16 protein-coding genes are annotated in these 15475 nt (G+C 70.5%); 9 read left to right on the forward strand and 7 right to left on the reverse strand.

Features of this window, described 5'->3' with window-relative positions; all coding sequences use genetic code 11:
• Window positions 1-35: 35 nt before the first annotated feature.
• A complete protein-coding gene (locus NLX94_RS18055; protein WP_254383905.1) occupies window positions 36-1580 on the reverse strand; it encodes a S8 family serine peptidase in 1545 nt (514 codons plus the stop codon).
• 256 nt (window positions 1581-1836) lie between these two features.
• Between NLX94_RS18055 and NLX94_RS18060 the strand changes: the two genes are divergently transcribed.
• From NLX94_RS18060 to moaA, 3 genes are all read left to right on the forward strand, one after another.
• On the forward strand, window positions 1837-2211 hold the full coding sequence (locus tag NLX94_RS18060) for a DUF485 domain-containing protein (protein WP_254383907.1): 375 nt from the start codon (window positions 1837-1839) through the stop codon (window positions 2209-2211).
• A complete protein-coding gene (locus tag NLX94_RS18065; protein WP_254383909.1) occupies window positions 2208-3863 on the forward strand; it encodes a cation acetate symporter in 1656 nt (551 codons plus the stop codon). Before NLX94_RS18060 ends, NLX94_RS18065 begins: the two co-directional genes overlap by 4 nt.
• 196 nt (window positions 3864-4059) lie before the next feature.
• Window positions 4060-5049, forward strand: a complete 990-nt coding sequence (gene moaA / locus NLX94_RS18070; protein ID WP_254383910.1) for a GTP 3',8-cyclase MoaA — start codon at window positions 4060-4062, stop codon at window positions 5047-5049.
• A 72-nt stretch (window positions 5050-5121) separates the two neighbouring features.
• Here the strand turns inward: moaA and NLX94_RS18075 are convergent, their stop codons facing one another.
• Together NLX94_RS18075 and NLX94_RS18080 are read right to left on the reverse strand one after the other, a co-directional pair.
• The gene (locus NLX94_RS18075) at window positions 5122-5394 is read right to left on the reverse strand and encodes a hypothetical protein (RefSeq protein ID WP_374683974.1); all 273 of its coding nucleotides are present in this window, start codon (window positions 5392-5394) and stop codon (window positions 5122-5124) included.
• Window positions 5395-5530: 136 nt separating this feature from the next.
• Complete coding sequence (locus NLX94_RS18080; protein WP_374683975.1) at window positions 5531-5863, reverse strand: DUF3099 domain-containing protein; 333 nt, start codon at window positions 5861-5863, stop codon at window positions 5531-5533.
• Between the two features lie 178 nt (window positions 5864-6041).
• On the opposite strand from NLX94_RS18080, the gene NLX94_RS18085 reads away from it, so the two are divergent.
• Window positions 6042-6320, forward strand: a complete 279-nt coding sequence (locus NLX94_RS18085; RefSeq protein ID WP_250742233.1) for a GlsB/YeaQ/YmgE family stress response membrane protein — start codon at window positions 6042-6044, stop codon at window positions 6318-6320.
• A 100-nt stretch (window positions 6321-6420) separates the two neighbouring features.
• Here the strand turns inward: NLX94_RS18085 and tyrS are convergent, their stop codons facing one another.
• The 3 genes from tyrS to NLX94_RS18100 all read right to left on the reverse strand — a co-directional run bounded on the left by tyrS (window position 6421) and on the right by NLX94_RS18100 (window position 10750).
• Window positions 6421-7686, reverse strand: a complete 1266-nt coding sequence (gene tyrS / locus NLX94_RS18090; protein WP_254383912.1) for a tyrosine--tRNA ligase — start codon at window positions 7684-7686, stop codon at window positions 6421-6423.
• A 143-nt stretch (window positions 7687-7829) separates the two neighbouring features.
• A complete protein-coding gene (locus NLX94_RS18095; RefSeq protein WP_254383914.1) occupies window positions 7830-9230 on the reverse strand; it encodes a metallopeptidase TldD-related protein in 1401 nt (466 codons plus the stop codon).
• Window positions 9227-10750 carry a TldD/PmbA family protein gene (locus NLX94_RS18100; protein WP_254383916.1) on the reverse strand — a complete coding sequence of 508 codons (1524 nt, stop codon included), beginning with the start codon at window positions 10748-10750 and terminating at the stop codon, window positions 9227-9229. The genes NLX94_RS18095 and NLX94_RS18100 overlap by 4 nt, the downstream gene beginning before the upstream one ends.
• Window positions 10751-10935: 185 nt before the next feature.
• On the opposite strand from NLX94_RS18100, the gene fabG reads away from it, so the two are divergent.
• From fabG to NLX94_RS18115, 3 genes are all read left to right on the forward strand, one after another.
• Window positions 10936-11655, forward strand: coding sequence for a 3-oxoacyl-[acyl-carrier-protein] reductase (fabG, locus tag NLX94_RS18105; RefSeq protein WP_254383918.1), 720 nt, complete (start codon window positions 10936-10938; stop codon window positions 11653-11655).
• Between the two features lie 5 nt (window positions 11656-11660).
• The gene (gene fabI / locus NLX94_RS18110) at window positions 11661-12434 is read left to right on the forward strand and encodes an enoyl-ACP reductase FabI (RefSeq protein WP_254383920.1); all 774 of its coding nucleotides are present in this window, start codon (window positions 11661-11663) and stop codon (window positions 12432-12434) included.
• Between the two features lie 246 nt (window positions 12435-12680).
• Window positions 12681-13124 carry a hypothetical protein gene (locus NLX94_RS18115; protein ID WP_254383922.1) on the forward strand — a complete coding sequence of 148 codons (444 nt, stop codon included), beginning with the start codon at window positions 12681-12683 and terminating at the stop codon, window positions 13122-13124.
• On the opposite strand, the gene NLX94_RS18120 is transcribed toward NLX94_RS18115, so the two are convergent.
• A complete protein-coding gene (locus tag NLX94_RS18120; RefSeq protein WP_254383924.1) occupies window positions 13105-13842 on the reverse strand; it encodes a FadR/GntR family transcriptional regulator in 738 nt (245 codons plus the stop codon). The genes NLX94_RS18115 and NLX94_RS18120 overlap by 20 nt on opposite strands.
• Before the next feature lie 99 nt (window positions 13843-13941).
• On the opposite strand from NLX94_RS18120, the gene NLX94_RS18125 reads away from it, so the two are divergent.
• Together NLX94_RS18125 and NLX94_RS18130 are read left to right on the forward strand one after the other, a co-directional pair.
• A complete protein-coding gene (locus tag NLX94_RS18125; protein ID WP_254383926.1) occupies window positions 13942-15237 on the forward strand; it encodes an MFS transporter in 1296 nt (431 codons plus the stop codon).
• Between the two features lie 5 nt (window positions 15238-15242).
• Window positions 15243-15362, forward strand: a complete 120-nt coding sequence (locus NLX94_RS18130; RefSeq protein ID WP_254383928.1) for an SGM_5486 family transporter-associated protein — start codon at window positions 15243-15245, stop codon at window positions 15360-15362.
• Window positions 15363-15475: the final 113 nt, after the last annotated feature.

A 15475-nucleotide genomic window follows, 5' to 3' on the forward strand; every position in this document is an offset into this window, starting at 1 on the left:
CCGGCCCCTCCGTCCGTTCCGTCTGTTCCGAGCGGTTACTTCACGGCCTTCAGCGCGTCGACCACGCCGTAGCCGTAGTAGCCCGTCTGGCCCCAGCCGCTCTCGCAGGTGGTGGCGTCGATCAGGGCGCCCGCGGAGTTGTAGATCTGCGCCGGGCAGTCCGCCTTGGTGGCCTGGAACTTGAGCATCGCCTGGATCATCGCGGGCGAGGCGTACGGGTGGGCGCTCTTGAGGAGCGCCGCGACACCGGCGACGTGCGGGGCGGCCATCGAGGTGCCCTGCTTGTAGCCGTAGCCGCCGCCCAGGACGGTCGACAGCACGCGGCCGTTGGCGTCCGGGGTGGCCGGGACCTGCCACTTGTCGCCGCCGGGGGCGGCGACGTCCACGACTCCGAGGCCGTAGCTGGAGTAGTACGAGCGCAGGCCCTTGTCACCGGTCGCCGACACCGTGACCACGCCCGGGAGCTGGGTGGGCAGGTCGAAGCAGACGCTCGGGTCGATGGTGCGCGGCACCGGGGTGGTGTCGTTCGGGCTGGTGTCGTCGAGGATCGAGTCCCCGGCCAGGTCGTGGTTGGAGTTTCCGGCGGAGGCCACGTGCAGCGTGCCCTTGCGCTCGGAGTACTTGGTGGCCCGACCGATGGCCTCCACCAGCGCCTTCTGGTCCTCGTCCGCCTTGCAGTTGTAGAGCCAGGGGTCGACGTAGTAGCTGTTGTTGGTCACCTCGATCCCCTTCTCGGCGGCGAACATGAAGCCGCAGACGACCGCCTCGGTGTAGAAGAGGCTGGTGCCGGGCTCGCTCACCTTGATGCCGGCGATCTTGACGCCCGGTGCGACACCGCTGATGCCGATGCCGTTGCGGGGGGCCCCGATGGTGCCGGCCACGTGGGTGCCGTGGTCGCTGCCGTCCGCGTACGGGCGCCAGGCGCCCTCGGTGGTGTCCGCGACACCGCCGACGCAGTTGGCCGACTGCTCCTTGGAGAAGTTCCCGGCGAGATCCGGGTGAGTGTCGTCGACACCCGTGTCGATGATGCCCACCGTGACGTCGGGGCTGCCATCGTTGATCTTGTGAGCCTGATCGGCCTTGATCGTCCGCAGGTCCCACTGGTTCGACTCCAGCGGCTCCTGACCCTCCTGGGCGGCCGCGGCGGCCTTGGCGGCGTCGGCCGCGCTCAGGTGCTGGGTCGCGCCCTCGTCGGTGGTCTGCACCGTCTGGAGGGGGGCGGTGCGGGTGGCGCCGACCGAGTCGAACAGGCCGCGGTTGGCGCGCAGCTGCTTGGCGAAGTCGGGGTTCTGGGAGTGTGCGACGACGACCCCGATCTGCTCATAGGCCGTCACCACCGTTCCACCGGCCCGCTCGATGGCCTTCTTCGCCGCCTTGACCGTGGCATAGGTCTTCAGGTTCGCCACGTACGACAGCTTCGGGCCGTTCGTCTCGGCCGCGGAGGTCGTGGCCGCGTCCGCCGTCGTGCTCACCGGTGCGGCTGAGGCCGCGACCGAGGGCAGGAAGGCGAGCGAGGCGGTGAGCGCCAGGCCGACCGGTATGGCGAGGGCACGCCGGCGGCCGGATCCCAGATGAGCCATGGGTTCTCCAGATCATCTTTGAAAAATCCGTCCGGGCGCGGTCGCGCCGGACGGGTCCATGACAGGCGAACTTAGCGTTTCTGTTCCCCTCTGCGCCATTAGTTCGAGGAATCAGTTCCCAAAGAAACAAACAGGTGTTGAACCACCCCGACGCGCCGGACGTGCCGTTGACAGGGGGGATCGGCACCACCGTCCCCCCACGGAGGTTGTTTTGTCCGTCACCCCCACCGCACCCGCGTCACAAGGAGAGTCCCCCGTGACCACCGAAGCAGCGCCGCCCCCGGGCAGCGCGGGAACGCCGCCGGCGAGCCCCGCGGCCCCCACGGCCGAAGAGTTCGTACGCGTCCAGCAGAGCGCGGAGTTCGCCGAACTGCGCCGCGCCACCCGCTCCTTCGCCTTCCCGCTCACCGTGGCGTTCATCGCCTGGTACCTGCTCTACGTCCTGCTCTCCAGCTACGCGGGCGGCTTCATGGGGACGAAGCTCTTCGGCAACATCAACGTCGCCCTCGTCCTGGGCCTCGGCCAGTTCGCGACGACCTTCCTCATCGCCTGGCTGTACTCGCGCCACGCGGCGGCGAAGCTCGACCCCAAGGCCTCGGCCATCAAGGCAAGGATGGAGGCGGGCGAATGAGCGCCCCGCTGTACGTGGCGGTCGCCGGGGCGGCCACGGCGGGTACGACCACCGCCGCCGGCGCCTCCGAGCACCGCCCGCTGATCATCACCCTGTTCGGGCTGTTCGTCGTCGCCACCCTGGCCATCACCGTCTGGGCCGGACGCCAGACCAAGGACGCCGCCGACTTCTACGCGGGCGGCCGCCAGTTCACCGGATTCCAGAACGGCCTGGCCATCTCCGGCGACTACATGTCCGCCGCGTCCTTCCTCGGCATCGCCGGAGCCATCGCGCTCTTCGGCTACGACGGCTTCCTCTACTCGATCGGCTTCCTCGTCGCCTGGCTGGTGGCCCTGCTCCTGGTCGCCGAGCCGCTGCGCAACTCCGGCCGCTACACGATGGGCGACGTGCTCGCGTACCGGATGCGCCAGCGCCCCGTACGCACCGCCGCCGGCACCTCCACCATCGTGGTCTCGATCTTCTACCTGCTCGCCCAGATGGCCGGCGCCGGCGTGCTCGTCTCGCTGCTCCTCGGCATCACCAGCGACTTCGGCAAGGTCGTGATCGTCTCGCTGGTCGGCATCCTGATGATCCTCTACGTCACCATCGGCGGGATGAAGGGCACCACCTGGGTCCAGATGATCAAGGCCGTGCTGCTGATCGCGGGCACGCTGCTGATCACCTTCCTGGTGCTGCTCAAGTTCAACTTCAACGTCTCGGACCTGCTGGGTCAGGCCGCCGACAACAGCGGCCAGGGGGTGAAGTTCCTGGAGCCGGGCCTGAAGTACGGCAAGGACTCGCTCTCGAAGCTGGACTTCATCTCGCTCGGCCTCGCCCTGGTCCTGGGCACCGCCGGCCTGCCGCACATCCTGATCCGCTTCTACACGGTCCCCACGGCCAAGGCCGCCCGCAAGTCCGTGAACTGGGCCATCGGCATCATCGGCTCCTTCTACCTGATGACGATCGTCCTCGGCTTCGGCGCCGCGGCCCTGCTCAAGCGGACCGACATCATCGCCTCCAACAAGGCCGGCACCACCGCCGCCCCGCTGCTCGCCCAGGAGATCGGCGGCGGTCCGGGCTCCACCGGGGGCGCGGTCCTGCTCGCCGTGATCTCGGCGGTGGCCTTCGCCACCATCCTCGCGGTCGTCGCCGGCCTGACGCTGGCCTCCTCCTCGTCCTTCGCGCACGACATCTACGTGAACGTGATCCGCAAGGGCAAGGCCACCGAGAAGGAAGAGGTACGGGCGGCCCGCTGGTCCACCGTGATCATCGGAGCCGTCGCCATCGGCCTCGGCGCCCTGGCCCGCGACCTCAACGTGGCCGGCCTCGTCGCCCTGGCCTTCGCGGTCGCCGCCTCCGCCAACCTGCCGACGATCCTCTACAGCCTCTTCTGGAAGCGCTTCACCACCCAGGGCGCCCTGTGGTCCATCTACGGAGGCCTGGTCTCCTCGGTCGTCCTGGTGCTGTTCTCGCCGGTGGTCTCCGGCAAGCCCACCTCGATGTTCAAGGGCGCCGACTTCTACTGGTTCCCCCTGGAGAACCCCGGCATCATCTCCATCCCCCTCGGCTTCCTGCTCGGGTGGCTGGGAACCGTCCTCTCGAAGGAGAAGGCCGACCCGCAGAAGTTCGCCGAGCTCGAAGTCCGGTCGCTCACCGGAACCGGCGCACACTGACGGCCTGCGCCTCGGCGGGATCGTCCGAACACCCAGCGTGGCCGTGTCGTACTTCCCTACGACACGGCCACGCCTCGTCTCGTTCATTCGGGCATCCCTATATGACACAGGCGTCGCGTAGGCTCGTTGATAGCGCTCGTACTCTCATCCATCGCGGCGCAAACCTCTACAAACCGGACAGGGGAGGGGGCTTACAGTGCTTCTCGACACCTACGGCCGCGTAGCCACTGACCTGCGCGTCTCGCTCACCGACCGGTGCAATCTGCGCTGCACTTACTGCATGCCCGAGGAGGGCCTGCAGTGGCTCGGCAAATCGGATCTGCTCAGTGACGACGAGATCGTCCGGCTGATCCGCATCGCGGTGACCCAGCTCGGCATCGAGGAAGTCCGCTTCACCGGCGGCGAGCCGCTCCTGCGCCCCGGCCTCGTCGGGATCGTCGAGCAGTGCGCGGCCCTGGAGCCGCGCCCCAAGATGTCGCTGACCACCAACGGCATCGGCCTCAAGCGCACCGCGCAGGCGCTCAAGGTCGCCGGCCTGGACCGGGTGAACGTTTCCCTGGACACCCTGCGGCCCGAGGTCTTCAAGACCCTGACCCGGCGCGACCGCCACAAGGACGTCATCGAGGGCATGGCCGCCGCCCGCGACGCCGGCCTCACCCCCGTCAAGGTCAACGCGGTGCTGATGCCCGGACTCAACGACGACGAGGCCCCCGACCTGCTGGCCTGGGCCGTGGAGAACGAGTACGAGCTCCGCTTCATCGAGCAGATGCCGCTCGACGCCCAGCACGGCTGGAAGCGCGACGGCATGATCACCGCCGGTGACATCCTGGAATCCCTGCGCACCCGCTTCACCCTCACCGAAGAGGGGTCCGAGGAGCGCGGCTCCGCCCCGGCCGAGCGCTGGGTCGTCGACGGCGGCCCGGCCACCGTCGGCGTCATCGCCTCGGTCACCCGCCCCTTCTGCGGAGCCTGCGACCGTACGCGCCTCACGGCCGACGGCCAGATCCGTACGTGCCTCTTCGCCACCGAGGAGTCCGACCTGCGCGCCGCCCTGCGCTCGGGCGCCCCGGACGAGGAGATCGCCCGCCTGTGGAAGGTGGCGATGTGGGGCAAGAAGGCCGGCTCCGGCCTCGACGACCCGAGCTTCCTGCAGCCCGACCGCCCGATGTCGGCGATCGGCGGCTGACCACCGCCCGAGCCGTCGCCGATGGCGACGGCTCCGGCTCCGTCTCAGAGCGAACCCGAGGGCTCGCAGCGGCTACGGCCGCTGCGAGCCCTCGGGCGCTTCCCACTCGTCGAGCTTCACCACGTCCTTGAGGAAACCGCGGACCCCCAGGAACTGGGACAGGTGCTCGCGGTGCTCCTCGCACGCCAGCCAGGTCTTGCGGCGCTCGGGGGTGTGCAGCTTCGGGTTGTTCCACGCCAGGACCCAGACGGCCGCCTCGCGGCAGGCCTTGGCGGAGCAGGTGGGCGCGTCGGCGGGGGTTTCGCCGCCGGAAGCGTCGTTCAGGGGTGCGTCTAGGGGAGTCACGGCTCAACCCTAAGACGGAATGGCGACGCCGAGCAGCCACGGGGGGAGCTGCCCGGCGTCGGTCCGTCGCTCCGACGGGGGATGCGGAGCGCGTAGGCAGTATGTCACGCAGGACCCGGTGCGGTGCACTGGAACTTCATGATTGATCTGAGCTTTTCTTGAGGTTTCCGTCACCCAGCGCGGGGCGCACGGGCGACGGAAGGAAGTGCGAGGGCAGGGAGGGCGTCGATTCGCGCCCCGCGTTGGCGATCACCACCGCGATGTACGGCAGCAGCGCCCCCGCGACGAGCGTCACGATCGCCACGGGCCGCTGCACGTTCCACAGGACGATCGTCGCGACCACCGACAGGGTTCTGATCAGCATCGAGATCACGTACCGGCGCTGGCGCCCCCGTACGTCCTCGGCGAGGCCCATCCGCGCTCCCGTGATCCGGAAGACCTCGGAATCCTTCCGCTTCGTCCGCTCCACAACCCACCACCCGATCGATCGCCGGACACTCCCCGGCCCGGACGCCTCCACGGTACGCCGCCCGCCCGGAGCCGGGCAGAGGGGGTGTCCCCCGAATGGCGCTGTCCGAAATGCGAGGTAGGCCGGACGGGTCAAGACTGGGCCCACATGCGCACCACGCGCCAGGAGGAGGCTCGACATGGGTTGGTTGTGGGCGATCATCGTCGGCTTTGTACTGGGACTGATAGCCCGGGCGATCCTGCCGGGCAAGCAGCACCAGCCCCTTTGGCTGACCACGATCTTCGGCATCGTCGGGGCCGTCCTCGGCAACGCCGTGGCCACGTGGATCGGCGTCAACGAAACGCGCGGCATCGACTGGATCCGCCACCTGCTGCAGCTGGCCGGAGCCGTCGTGGTGGTCGGTCTCGGCGACCTGATCTACAGCTCGCTGCGCGGCGGCAAGAAGCAGATGACGTGACCTGAGGTCCCGGCCCGCCGCACGGCGTGCCACGACGGAGGGGCCGGCCCGGACAATGTCGTCCGGACCGGCCCCTCCGTCGTGCTGTTCCCGGTGCTGCCTAGCCGGTGACCTCGACCGCCGCCAGGTTCTTCTTGCCGCGGCGCAGCACCAGCCAGCGCCCGTGCAGCAGGTCCTCCTTGGCGGGGACCGCGTCCTCGGAGGCGACCTTCACGTTGTTCACGTAGGCGCCGCCCTCCTTGACGGTCCGGCGCGCGGCCGACTTGCTCGCGACCAGCCCGGTCTCGGCCAGCAGGTCGACGACCAGGCCCGGCTCGGCCACCTTCGCCTGCGGCAGCTCGGACAGGGCCGCGGCCAGGGTGGCCTCGTCCAGCTCCGCCAGCTCGCCCTGGCCGAACAGCGCCTTGGACGCCGCGATGACGGCGGCGCACTGGTCGGCGCCGTGCACCAGCGTGGTCAGCTCCTCCGCCAGCGCCCGCTGGGCGGCACGCGCCTGTGGCCGCTCGGCGGTCTGCGCCTCCAGCGCCTCCAGCTCCTCACGGGTCTGGAAGGACAGGATGCGCATGTAGGTGGAGACATCCCGGTCGTCCACGTTCAGCCAGAACTGGTAGAACGCGTACGGGGTGGTCATCTCCGGGTCGAGCCAGACGGCGCCGCTCTCGGACTTGCCGAACTTGGTGCCGTCCGCCTTGACCATCAGCGGGGTCGCGATGGCGTGGACGTGCGCGTCCGGCTCCACCCGGTGGATCAGGTCGAGACCGGCCGTCAGGTTGCCCCACTGGTCGGAACCGCCCTGCTGGAGCACGCAGCCGTGCCGGCGGTACAGCTCCAGGAAGTCCATGCCCTGGAGCAGCTGGTAGCTGAACTCCGTGTAGCTGATGCCCTGGTCGGACTCCAGCCGCTTGGCGACCGAGTCCTTCGTCAGCATCTTGTTGACACGGAAGTGCTTGCCGATGTCCCGGAGGAACTCGATGGCGGACATGCCCGCCGTCCAGTCCAGGTTGTTCACCATGAGCGCCGCGTTCTCGCCCTCGAAGGACAGGAACGGCTCGATCTGGGTGCGCAGCCGCGACACCCAGTTCGCGACGGTCTCCGGGTCGTTCAGGGTGCGCTCGGCGGTCGGCCGCGGGTCGCCGATCTGACCCGTGGCCCCGCCGACCAGCGCCAGCGGACGGTGGCCCGCCTGCTGGAGCCGGCGCACGGTGAGGACCTGCACCAGGTGCCCCACGTGCAGCGAGGCGGCCGTCGGGTCGAAGCCGCAATAGAACGTGACGGGACCGTCCGCGAACGCCTTGCGCAGCGCTTCTTCATCGGTGGACTGGGCGAAGAGCCCGCGCCACTTCAGTTCGTCGACGATGTCCGTCACGGTTCTGGGTCTCCTTGAACGAGGTGAAACAGAAAGCTGAGGGGTTTCCCCGCCAGTCTAGGCGGGGAAGACCTGCACCTCTCACCCTTTGTTGATCAGGCGCCGCGTTGATCAGACGCCGCGTTGATCAGGCGCCGCGCTGATCAGACGCCCTTGCTGACCGAGCTCATGTTGAAGTCCGGGATCCGCAGAGCCGGCATCGCCGTCCTGGTGAACCAGTCGTTCCATTCGCGCGGCAGGGTCTTCTCGGTCCGGCCGGCCTCCGAGGCCCGCGACAGCAGGTCCACGGGGGACTCGTTGAACCGGAAGTTGTTGACCTCGCCCACGACCTGGCCGTTCTCCACCAGGTAGACGCCGTCCCGGGTCAGCCCGGTGAGCAGCAGCGTCGCCGGGTCCACCTCGCGGATGTACCAGAGGCAGGTCAGCAGCAGCCCCCGCTCGGTGGCGGCCACCATCTCCTCCAGCGACTTCTCGCCGCCGGCGTCCAGGATCAGGTTCCCGAACGACGGGGAGACCGGCAGCCCGGTCAGTTCCGCGGTGTGCCGGGTCGTGGTCAGCCGGGCCAGCTCACCGTCCTTGATCCAGTCGGTCGCCGGGACCGGCAGGCCGTTGTCGAAGACGGAGGCGTCGTCCCCGGAGCTGTGCGCGATCACGAACGGCGCGGACTCCAGGCCCGGCGCGTTCGGATCGCTGCGCAGGTTCAGCGGCAGCGGGGAGAGCCGCTCGCCGATCCGGGTGCCGCCGCCGGGCTTGGAGAAGACCGTCCGGCCCTCCACCGCGTCCCGGGCCGCCGCCGACCACATCTGGTAGATCACCAGGTCGGCCACCGCCGTGGGCGGCAGCAGCGTCTCGTACCGCCCGGCCGGCAGGTCGATCTTCCGCTCCGCCCAGCCCAGCCGTACGGCCAGCTCCGCGTCCAGCGCGGTCGGGTCCACGTCCTTGAAGTCCCGGGTCGCGCGGCCCGCCCAGGCCGAGCGCAGCCTGTCCGGGGACTTCGCGTTGAGCTCCAGGGTGCCGTTGGGCTGGTCGTGGCGCAGGCGCAGCCCCGTAGAGGTGCCCACGTACGTGGAGACCAGCTCGTGGTTGGCGAAGCCGTACAGCTCGCGGCCACCCGCCCGGGCCCGGGCGAAGGCCTCGCCGAGGGCCGGGGCGAAGTCCGCGAACACCGCCGAGGAGGTCTCGGCCGGGGAGTCGGCGAAGTCCGGCGAGGACGGGGTGCCGGTGACCAGCGGCCGGGCGTCCTCCGCCGGCCCGGCGCCGCGCGCGGCCGCCTCGGCGGCCCGGACCAGCGGCTCCAGCTCCGCGGCCGTGACGGCGGAGCGCGAGACGACCCCCGAGGCCGTGCCCTCCTTGCCGTCGACGGTGGCGATGACCGTGAGGGTCCGGCCGCGCGTGACCCCGTTGGTGGTCAGGGCGTTGCCCGCCCAGCGCAGGTTGGCGCTCGACTCCTCGTCGGCGATGACGACGCAGCCGTCGGCGGTGGACAGCTCCAGCGCCCGCTCGACGATCTCGTGGGGCTTGGTGGTGCGACTCGACGAGGTCATCGTCCGGCCTCCTGCGTGGTGTTCAAGATGTTCACGTCGCGGAACAGCGCGGACGGGCAGCCGTGCGAGACCGCCGCGACCTGGCCCGGCTGGGCCTTGCCGCAGTTGAAGGCCCCGCCCAGGACGTAGGTCTGCGGACCGCCGACCTTCTCCATCGAGCCCCAGAACTCCGTGGTCGTGGCCTGGTACGCGACGTCGCGGAGCTGCCCGGCCAGCCTGCCGTTCTCGATGCGGAAGAAGCGCTGCCCGGTGAACTGGAAGTTGTAGCGCTGCATGTCGATGGACCAGGAGCGGTCGCCGACCACGTAGATCCCGCGCTCCACCCCGCCGATCAGGTCCTCGGTGGAGAGCCCGCCCGGATCCGGCTGGAGCGAGACGTTCGCCATGCGCTGGACGGGCACGTGCCCGGGGGAGTCGGCGTAGGCACAGCCGTTGGAGCGGCCCAGCCCCGTCAGCTTCGCGATCCGCCGGTCCGTCTGGTAGCCGGCCAGGGTGCCGTCCTTGACCAGGTCCCAGCTCTGCGCCTCGACGCCCTCGTCGTCGTACCCGATGGTGGCCAGCCCGTGCTCGGCCGTCCGGTCGCCCGTGACGTTCATGATCGGGGAGCCGTAGGCGAGCTTGCCGAGCTGGTCGAAGGTGGCGAAGGAGGTCCCGGCGTACGCGGCCTCGTAGCCCAGCGCCCGGTCCAGCTCGGTGGCGTGGCCGATGGACTCGTGGATGGTGAGCCACAGGTTCGAGGGGTCCACCACCAGGTCGTAGCGCCCGGCCTCGACGCTCGGCGCCCGCATCTTCTCGGCGAGCAGCCCGGGGATCTCCTCCAGCTCGGCGTTCCAGTCCCAGCCGGTGCCGGTCAGGTACTCCCAGCCGCGCCCGGCCGGCGGGGCGATGGTGCGCATCGAGTCGAACTCGCCCGTGGTGGCGTTCACGGAGACGGCGGTGAGCTGCGGGTGGACGCGCACCCGCTGCTGGGTGGTGGAGGTGCCCGCGGTGTCGGCGTAGAACTTGTTCTCCTGGACCGCGAGGAGCGAGGCGTCCACGTGGGCCACCCCGTCGGCCGCCAGGAGGCGCGCGCTGAAGTCGGCGAGCAGCGCGGCCTTCTCCGTGTCCGGCACCTCGAAGGGGTTCACGTCGTAGGCGGAGATCCAGGTCTTGTCGGCGTGCACCGGCTCGTCGGCGAGCTCGACCCGCTCGTCCGAACCGGCCGCCTTGATCACCTGGGCGGAGAGCTTCGCCATGGCCACGGCCTGCGAGGCCACCCTGGCGGCGGCGTCCATGGTCAGGTCCACACCGGAGGCGAACCCCCAGCTGCCCCCGTGCACCACGCGGACCGCGTAGCCGAGGTCCGTGGTGTCGGACCCGCCGGAGGGCTTGGCGTCGCGCAGCCGCCAGGAGGCGCTGCGGATGCGTTCCAGGCGGAAGTCCGCGTGATCGGCGCCCAGCGCACGGGCCCGCGCGAGCGCCGCGTCGGCGAGCGCCCGCAGGGGCAGCGCGGCGAAGGCCGCGTCGATGGAATGGGGCACGGAGGTCCTCCCGGGGGTTGGGGCAGCTGGCACGATCATGTCGCGCCACGGGTTTCCGTGCCTACATCTTTCTGTAGGGACTCGACAGACCGCGTACCCAGGCCCTGTCGGAGCCGGATTCTCCTTAAGGGGTACTTGACCTATAGGTTTTTGGTATTCAGACCGCTAGTCGAAAGGGTGATCCGTTGAGCCGCTCGGTTCTCGTCACCGGAGGTAACCGGGGCATCGGCCTCGCCATCGCCCGAGCCTTCGCGGAAGCGGGGGACAAGGTCGCGATCACGTACCGGTCGGGCGAGCCCCCCGCGGAGCTCACGGCCCTGGGCGTGCTGGCGGTCCGCTGCGACATCACGGACTCCGACCAGGTCGACCAGGCGTACAAGGAGATCGAGGACGCCCACGGCAACGTGGAGGTCCTCGTGGCCAACGCCGGCATCACCAAGGACACGCTGCTGATGCGCATGTCCGAGGACGACTTCGCCTCGGTCGTCGACACCAACCTCACCGGCACCTTCCGGGTGGTCAAGCGCGCGAACCGCGGCATGCTCCGCGCCAAGAAGGGCCGCGTCGTCCTGATCTCCTCGGTCGTCGGCCTGCTCGGCTCGGCCGGCCAGGCCAACTACGCCGCCTCCAAGGCGGCGCTGGTCGGCTTCGCCCGCTCCCTCGCCCGTGAGCTGGGCTCCCGCAACATCACCTTCAACGTCGTCGCCCCCGGCTTCGTGGACACCGACATGACGAAGGTGCTCACGGACGAGCAGCGGGCCGGCATCGTCGGCCAGGTGCCCCTGGGCCGCTACGCGCAGCCCGAGGAGATCGCGGCCGCGGTCAGCTTCCTGGCGTCCGACAACGCCGCGTACATCACTGGTGCCGTCATTCCCGTTGACGGCGGATTGGGCATGGGTCACTGATCACCATGAGCGGAATTCTCGACGGCAAGCGCATCCTCGTCACCGGGGTGCTGATGGAGTCCTCCATCGCGTTCCACGTCGCCAAGCTGGCGCAGGAGCAGGGCGCCGAGGTCATCCTCACCGCGTTCCCGCGGCCCACGCTGACCGAGCGCATCGCCCGCAAGCTGCCCAAGCCCGCCAAGGTCATCGAGCTCGACGTCACCAACGGTGAGCACCTGGCGCGGGTCGAGGAGCTCGTCCGCGCGGAGCTCGGCGGCCTCGACGGCGTCGTGCACTCCATCGGCTTCGCGCCGCAGGACGCCCTCGGCGGCAACTTCCTGAACACCCCGTTCGAGTCGGTCGCCACCGCCATGCACGTCTCGGCGTTCTCGCTGAAGTCGCTGACCATGGCCTGCAAGCCGCTCTTCCCGGAGAACGAGGGCGCCTCGGTCGTCGGCCTCACCTTCGACGCGCAGTACGCGTGGCCGCAGTACGACTGGATGGGCCCGGCCAAGGCCGCCCTGGAGGCCACCAGCCGCTACCTCGCCCGTGACCTGGGCAAGGAGAAGATCCGCTGCAACATGATCTCGGCCGGCCCGATCGGCTCGATGGCCGCGAAGTCCATCCCCGGCTTCAGCGGCCTGGCGGACATCTGGGACCAGCGTTCCCCGATGGACTGGGACATGTCGGACCCGGAGCCGGCCGCGAAGGGCGTCGTCGCCCTGCTGTCGGACTGGTTCCCCAAGACCACCGGAGAGATCATCCACGTCGACGGCGGTCTGCACGCGATGGGTGCCTGACCGCCCGTTCCCTCCGTACGGCGGCGGCCGCGCTCTCCCTTCCGGGAGGCGCGGCCGGCTCCTTCGCCGAGTGGTGAGCCCCCCCCCCCCCCCCGCCGTTCTGGTGTCCGGGGTGGGGGCCGTACGGGGCGACTCGATCAGATGTCCGCCCCCGGGCCGGATCCTCCCGAGTCGAAAATCAGGACATTTGCCTGCAAACTGGGCCCGTCGGGATCTTCCCGGCTCCTGCGGGGAGGAGGTACGGGAGTGCGCGCGAGGCGGAGCCGAGCGGTATCCCTGCTGGTCACCTCGGTGGTCCTGACCGGATTCCTGCTTCCCGGAGCCGTCGCGCAGGACGAGGTGCCCGCCCCGATGCCCGGTACGGCATCCGGTACGGACGTCCAGGCGCCGGCCGTGGTCGACCTGGCCCAGATCCCCGCCGAACCCCCCGTGCAGCCCGCGAAGCCCGCCGCCCGGGAGCTCTTCGGGGCCGACTGCGACACCGAGATCAACGGCTCGCAGGTGGTCGCCTTCTGCCACAACCCCTACCCGCAGACCGACCTGGTCCGCCTGCACGTGGAGTGCGACCGCTGGTGGGACGTGGACGGGGACGGCGCCGCCGTGGCCGTCGGTCCCGCCGGCCGGGTGGAGCTCTCCGGCCGCTGCTGGAAGGAAGTCCGCTCCGCCTGGGTCAGCCACCAGCGGCAGTGAGCCCCGTGACGGCGCGCCCCGTGACGGCGGCGTCCCCCGAGGGGCGCCCCTCCTTGGCGAGGCACACGAACGGATAGCCGGCCGCCTCCGAGGCCGCCGCGTCCCCGTCCCCGCGCCGGATCGCCTCGATCAGCCGCTTGTGGTCCAGGTGCGAGGCGGGATCGAGCTCCGTCCCCACGTCGGTGCGCAGCCAGTCGGCCACCAGATCGCCGAGGTCCGCGTACAGCTCGATGAGCACCTCGTTGTGCGAAGCCGCCACCACCGCCATGTGCAGGGCCACGTCCGCCGCGATGAACGGCTCCGCGTCCCCGCCCGACCACGCCTCCTCGCGCCGCGCCAGCAGCGCGTCCAGCTGTACGAGGTCCCGCGCGGTCCGCCGCTCCGCCGCGAGGCGGGCCGCCGAGGACTCCAGCGTCGAGCGCAGCTCCGCGATGTGCCGCGGGTCGGCGCCGGCGAAGCGGCGGTGCATGACCCCGGCCAGCTCGCTGGTGGCGATGACGTACGTCCCCGAGCCCTGCCGGATGTCGAGGAGGCCGTTGTGCGCGAGGGCTCGGACGGCCTCCCGGACCGTGTTGCGGGCGACGCCCATCAGCTCCACGAGCTCCGGCTCGGTGGGGATGCGGGAGCCCACGGGCCATTCGCCGGTGGTGATCTGGTTCCTGAGCTGGGCGATCACCTGGTCGACGAGCGCGGATCGCCGGGGCGAGGTCAGCGGCATGCGGTCGGGGTTCCTCTCGGGGCGGGCGCGGTGCGGGTGAGGGGCACGATACGGCTGCGGGGTGGACAACCAATCATCCCATGATTCTATGATGGTCGAATGTCCGACGAAGAAATCCAGACCCTGAACCGGCCCCCGGCCGTGCGCACGGCATCCCCGCAGCCCCTTCCCGCCCCCGCCGCCACCCCCCAGCCGGCGTGGCTCGGACCCGTGCTCCTCGTCGGCATCGTGCTGGCCGCCCTCAACCTGCGGCCCGCCATCACCAGCCTCGGCGCCCTCTTCGAGGAGACCCGCGAGGGCCTCGGCATGAGCGGCACCGTCGCCGGACTCATCACCTCCGTCCCCGCCTTCTGCTTCGCCGTCTTCGGCGTCACCGCGCCCCGGCTCTCCCGCCGCTTCGGCCCGGCCGCCGTCGTCTGCGCCGGCATGGCCGCCGTCGCCGCGGGCCTGCTGATCCGGCCCTTCGCGAACAACGCCGCCGGATTCCTGGCGGCCAGCGCCCTGACCCTGGCCGGCATAGCCCTGACCAACGTGCTCCTGCCGGTGATCGTCAAGCGCTGGTTCCCCGACCGGGTCGGCACCATGACGGGGCTCTACTCCATGGCCCTGGCCGCCGGCACCTCGCTCGCCGCGGCGGCCACCGTCCCGATGACCCAGGCCCTCGGCGGCAGCTGGCGCACCGGCCTGCTGGTGTGGGGCTTCCTCGCCCTGGCGGCCGTCCTGCCCTGGCTGGCCATCGGCGCGGCGGCCCGCAAGGAGAAGGCCGCGGCCGCCGGCGTACCGGCCGCTCGCCCCGACGCCGGACCCGGCGTGATGCGCAGCCGCACCGCGTGGGCCCTCGCCTGCTACTTCGGACTCCAGGCCACGGGCGCGTACATCACCATGGGCTGGCTCCCGCAGATCTTCCGCGACGCAGGGGTCTCCGCCTCCACGGCGGGCGTCCTGCTCGCCGTCACCATGGTCATGGGCGTCCCCCTCGCCTTCGTCATCCCGGGCCTTGCGGGCCGGATGAAGAACCAGGGCCCCATCGCCGTCGGCCTCGGCCTCTTCGGCCTCGTCGGCTACCTGGGGCTCTACTTCGCCCCCGCCGGCGGCGCGTGGGCCTGGGCCCTCCTGCTCGGCGTCTCCAACTGCGCCTTCCCGCTCGTCATCACCATGATCGGACTGCGGGCCAAGTCGCCCGCCGGCGTCGTCAAGCTGTCCGCCTTCGCCCAGAGCACCGGCTACCTCATCTCCATCCCCGGGCCGCTCCTCATCGGCACCCTCTACCAGCACACCGGCGGCTGGGACCTGCCCCTCGCCCTGATGGCCGGGCTGCTCGTCCCGCAGATCGCGCTCGGCGTGCTCGCGGGCCGGGACCGAACGATCGAGGACGAATGCGGCGTGCGAGACTGATCGGCATGTCGCCCGTACTCGAACCGAACCCCCCGAACGGCCACCGCAAGCTCGGCCTCGTGCTGGGTGCGATGCTGCTGGTCACCGTGGTCATCTCCGTCGTCGCCACCCTCGCCTCGCCGTAGCCGGCGGGGGTGGGGGTGGGGTTAACCCCCCGTCCCCTAGACGAGTCATTCCGAATGCTGACGATGTGTTCGGGAACGCAGACAGGGCGTCCAAGATCGTTGTGTGACGAACA

The sequence above is a fragment of the Streptomyces sp. TBY4 genome, assembly GCF_024213195.1.
GTDB lineage: Bacteria > Actinomycetota > Actinomycetes > Streptomycetales > Streptomycetaceae > Streptomyces.

Excerpts from the sequence above, each read along its gene's own strand:
- NLX94_RS18095 (WP_254383914.1), bottom strand. The coding sequence starts at position 9,230 with ATGACCTCGTCGAGTCGCACCACCAAGCCCCACGAGATCGTCGAGCGG.
- NLX94_RS18085 (WP_250742233.1), top strand. The coding sequence starts at position 6,042 with ATGGGTTGGTTGTGGGCGATCATCGTCGGCTTTGTACTGGGACTGATA.
- NLX94_RS18130 (WP_254383928.1), top strand. The coding sequence starts at position 15,243 with ATGTCGCCCGTACTCGAACCGAACCCCCCGAACGGCCACCGCAAGCTC.
- NLX94_RS18055 (WP_254383905.1), bottom strand. The coding sequence starts at position 1,580 with ATGGCTCATCTGGGATCCGGCCGCCGGCGTGCCCTCGCCATACCGGTC.
- NLX94_RS18125 (WP_254383926.1), top strand. The coding sequence starts at position 13,942 with ATGTCCGACGAAGAAATCCAGACCCTGAACCGGCCCCCGGCCGTGCGC.
- NLX94_RS18120 (WP_254383924.1), bottom strand. The coding sequence starts at position 13,842 with ATGCCGCTGACCTCGCCCCGGCGATCCGCGCTCGTCGACCAGGTGATC.
- NLX94_RS18065 (WP_254383909.1), top strand. The coding sequence starts at position 2,208 with ATGAGCGCCCCGCTGTACGTGGCGGTCGCCGGGGCGGCCACGGCGGGT.
- fabI (WP_254383920.1), top strand. The coding sequence starts at position 11,661 with ATGAGCGGAATTCTCGACGGCAAGCGCATCCTCGTCACCGGGGTGCTG.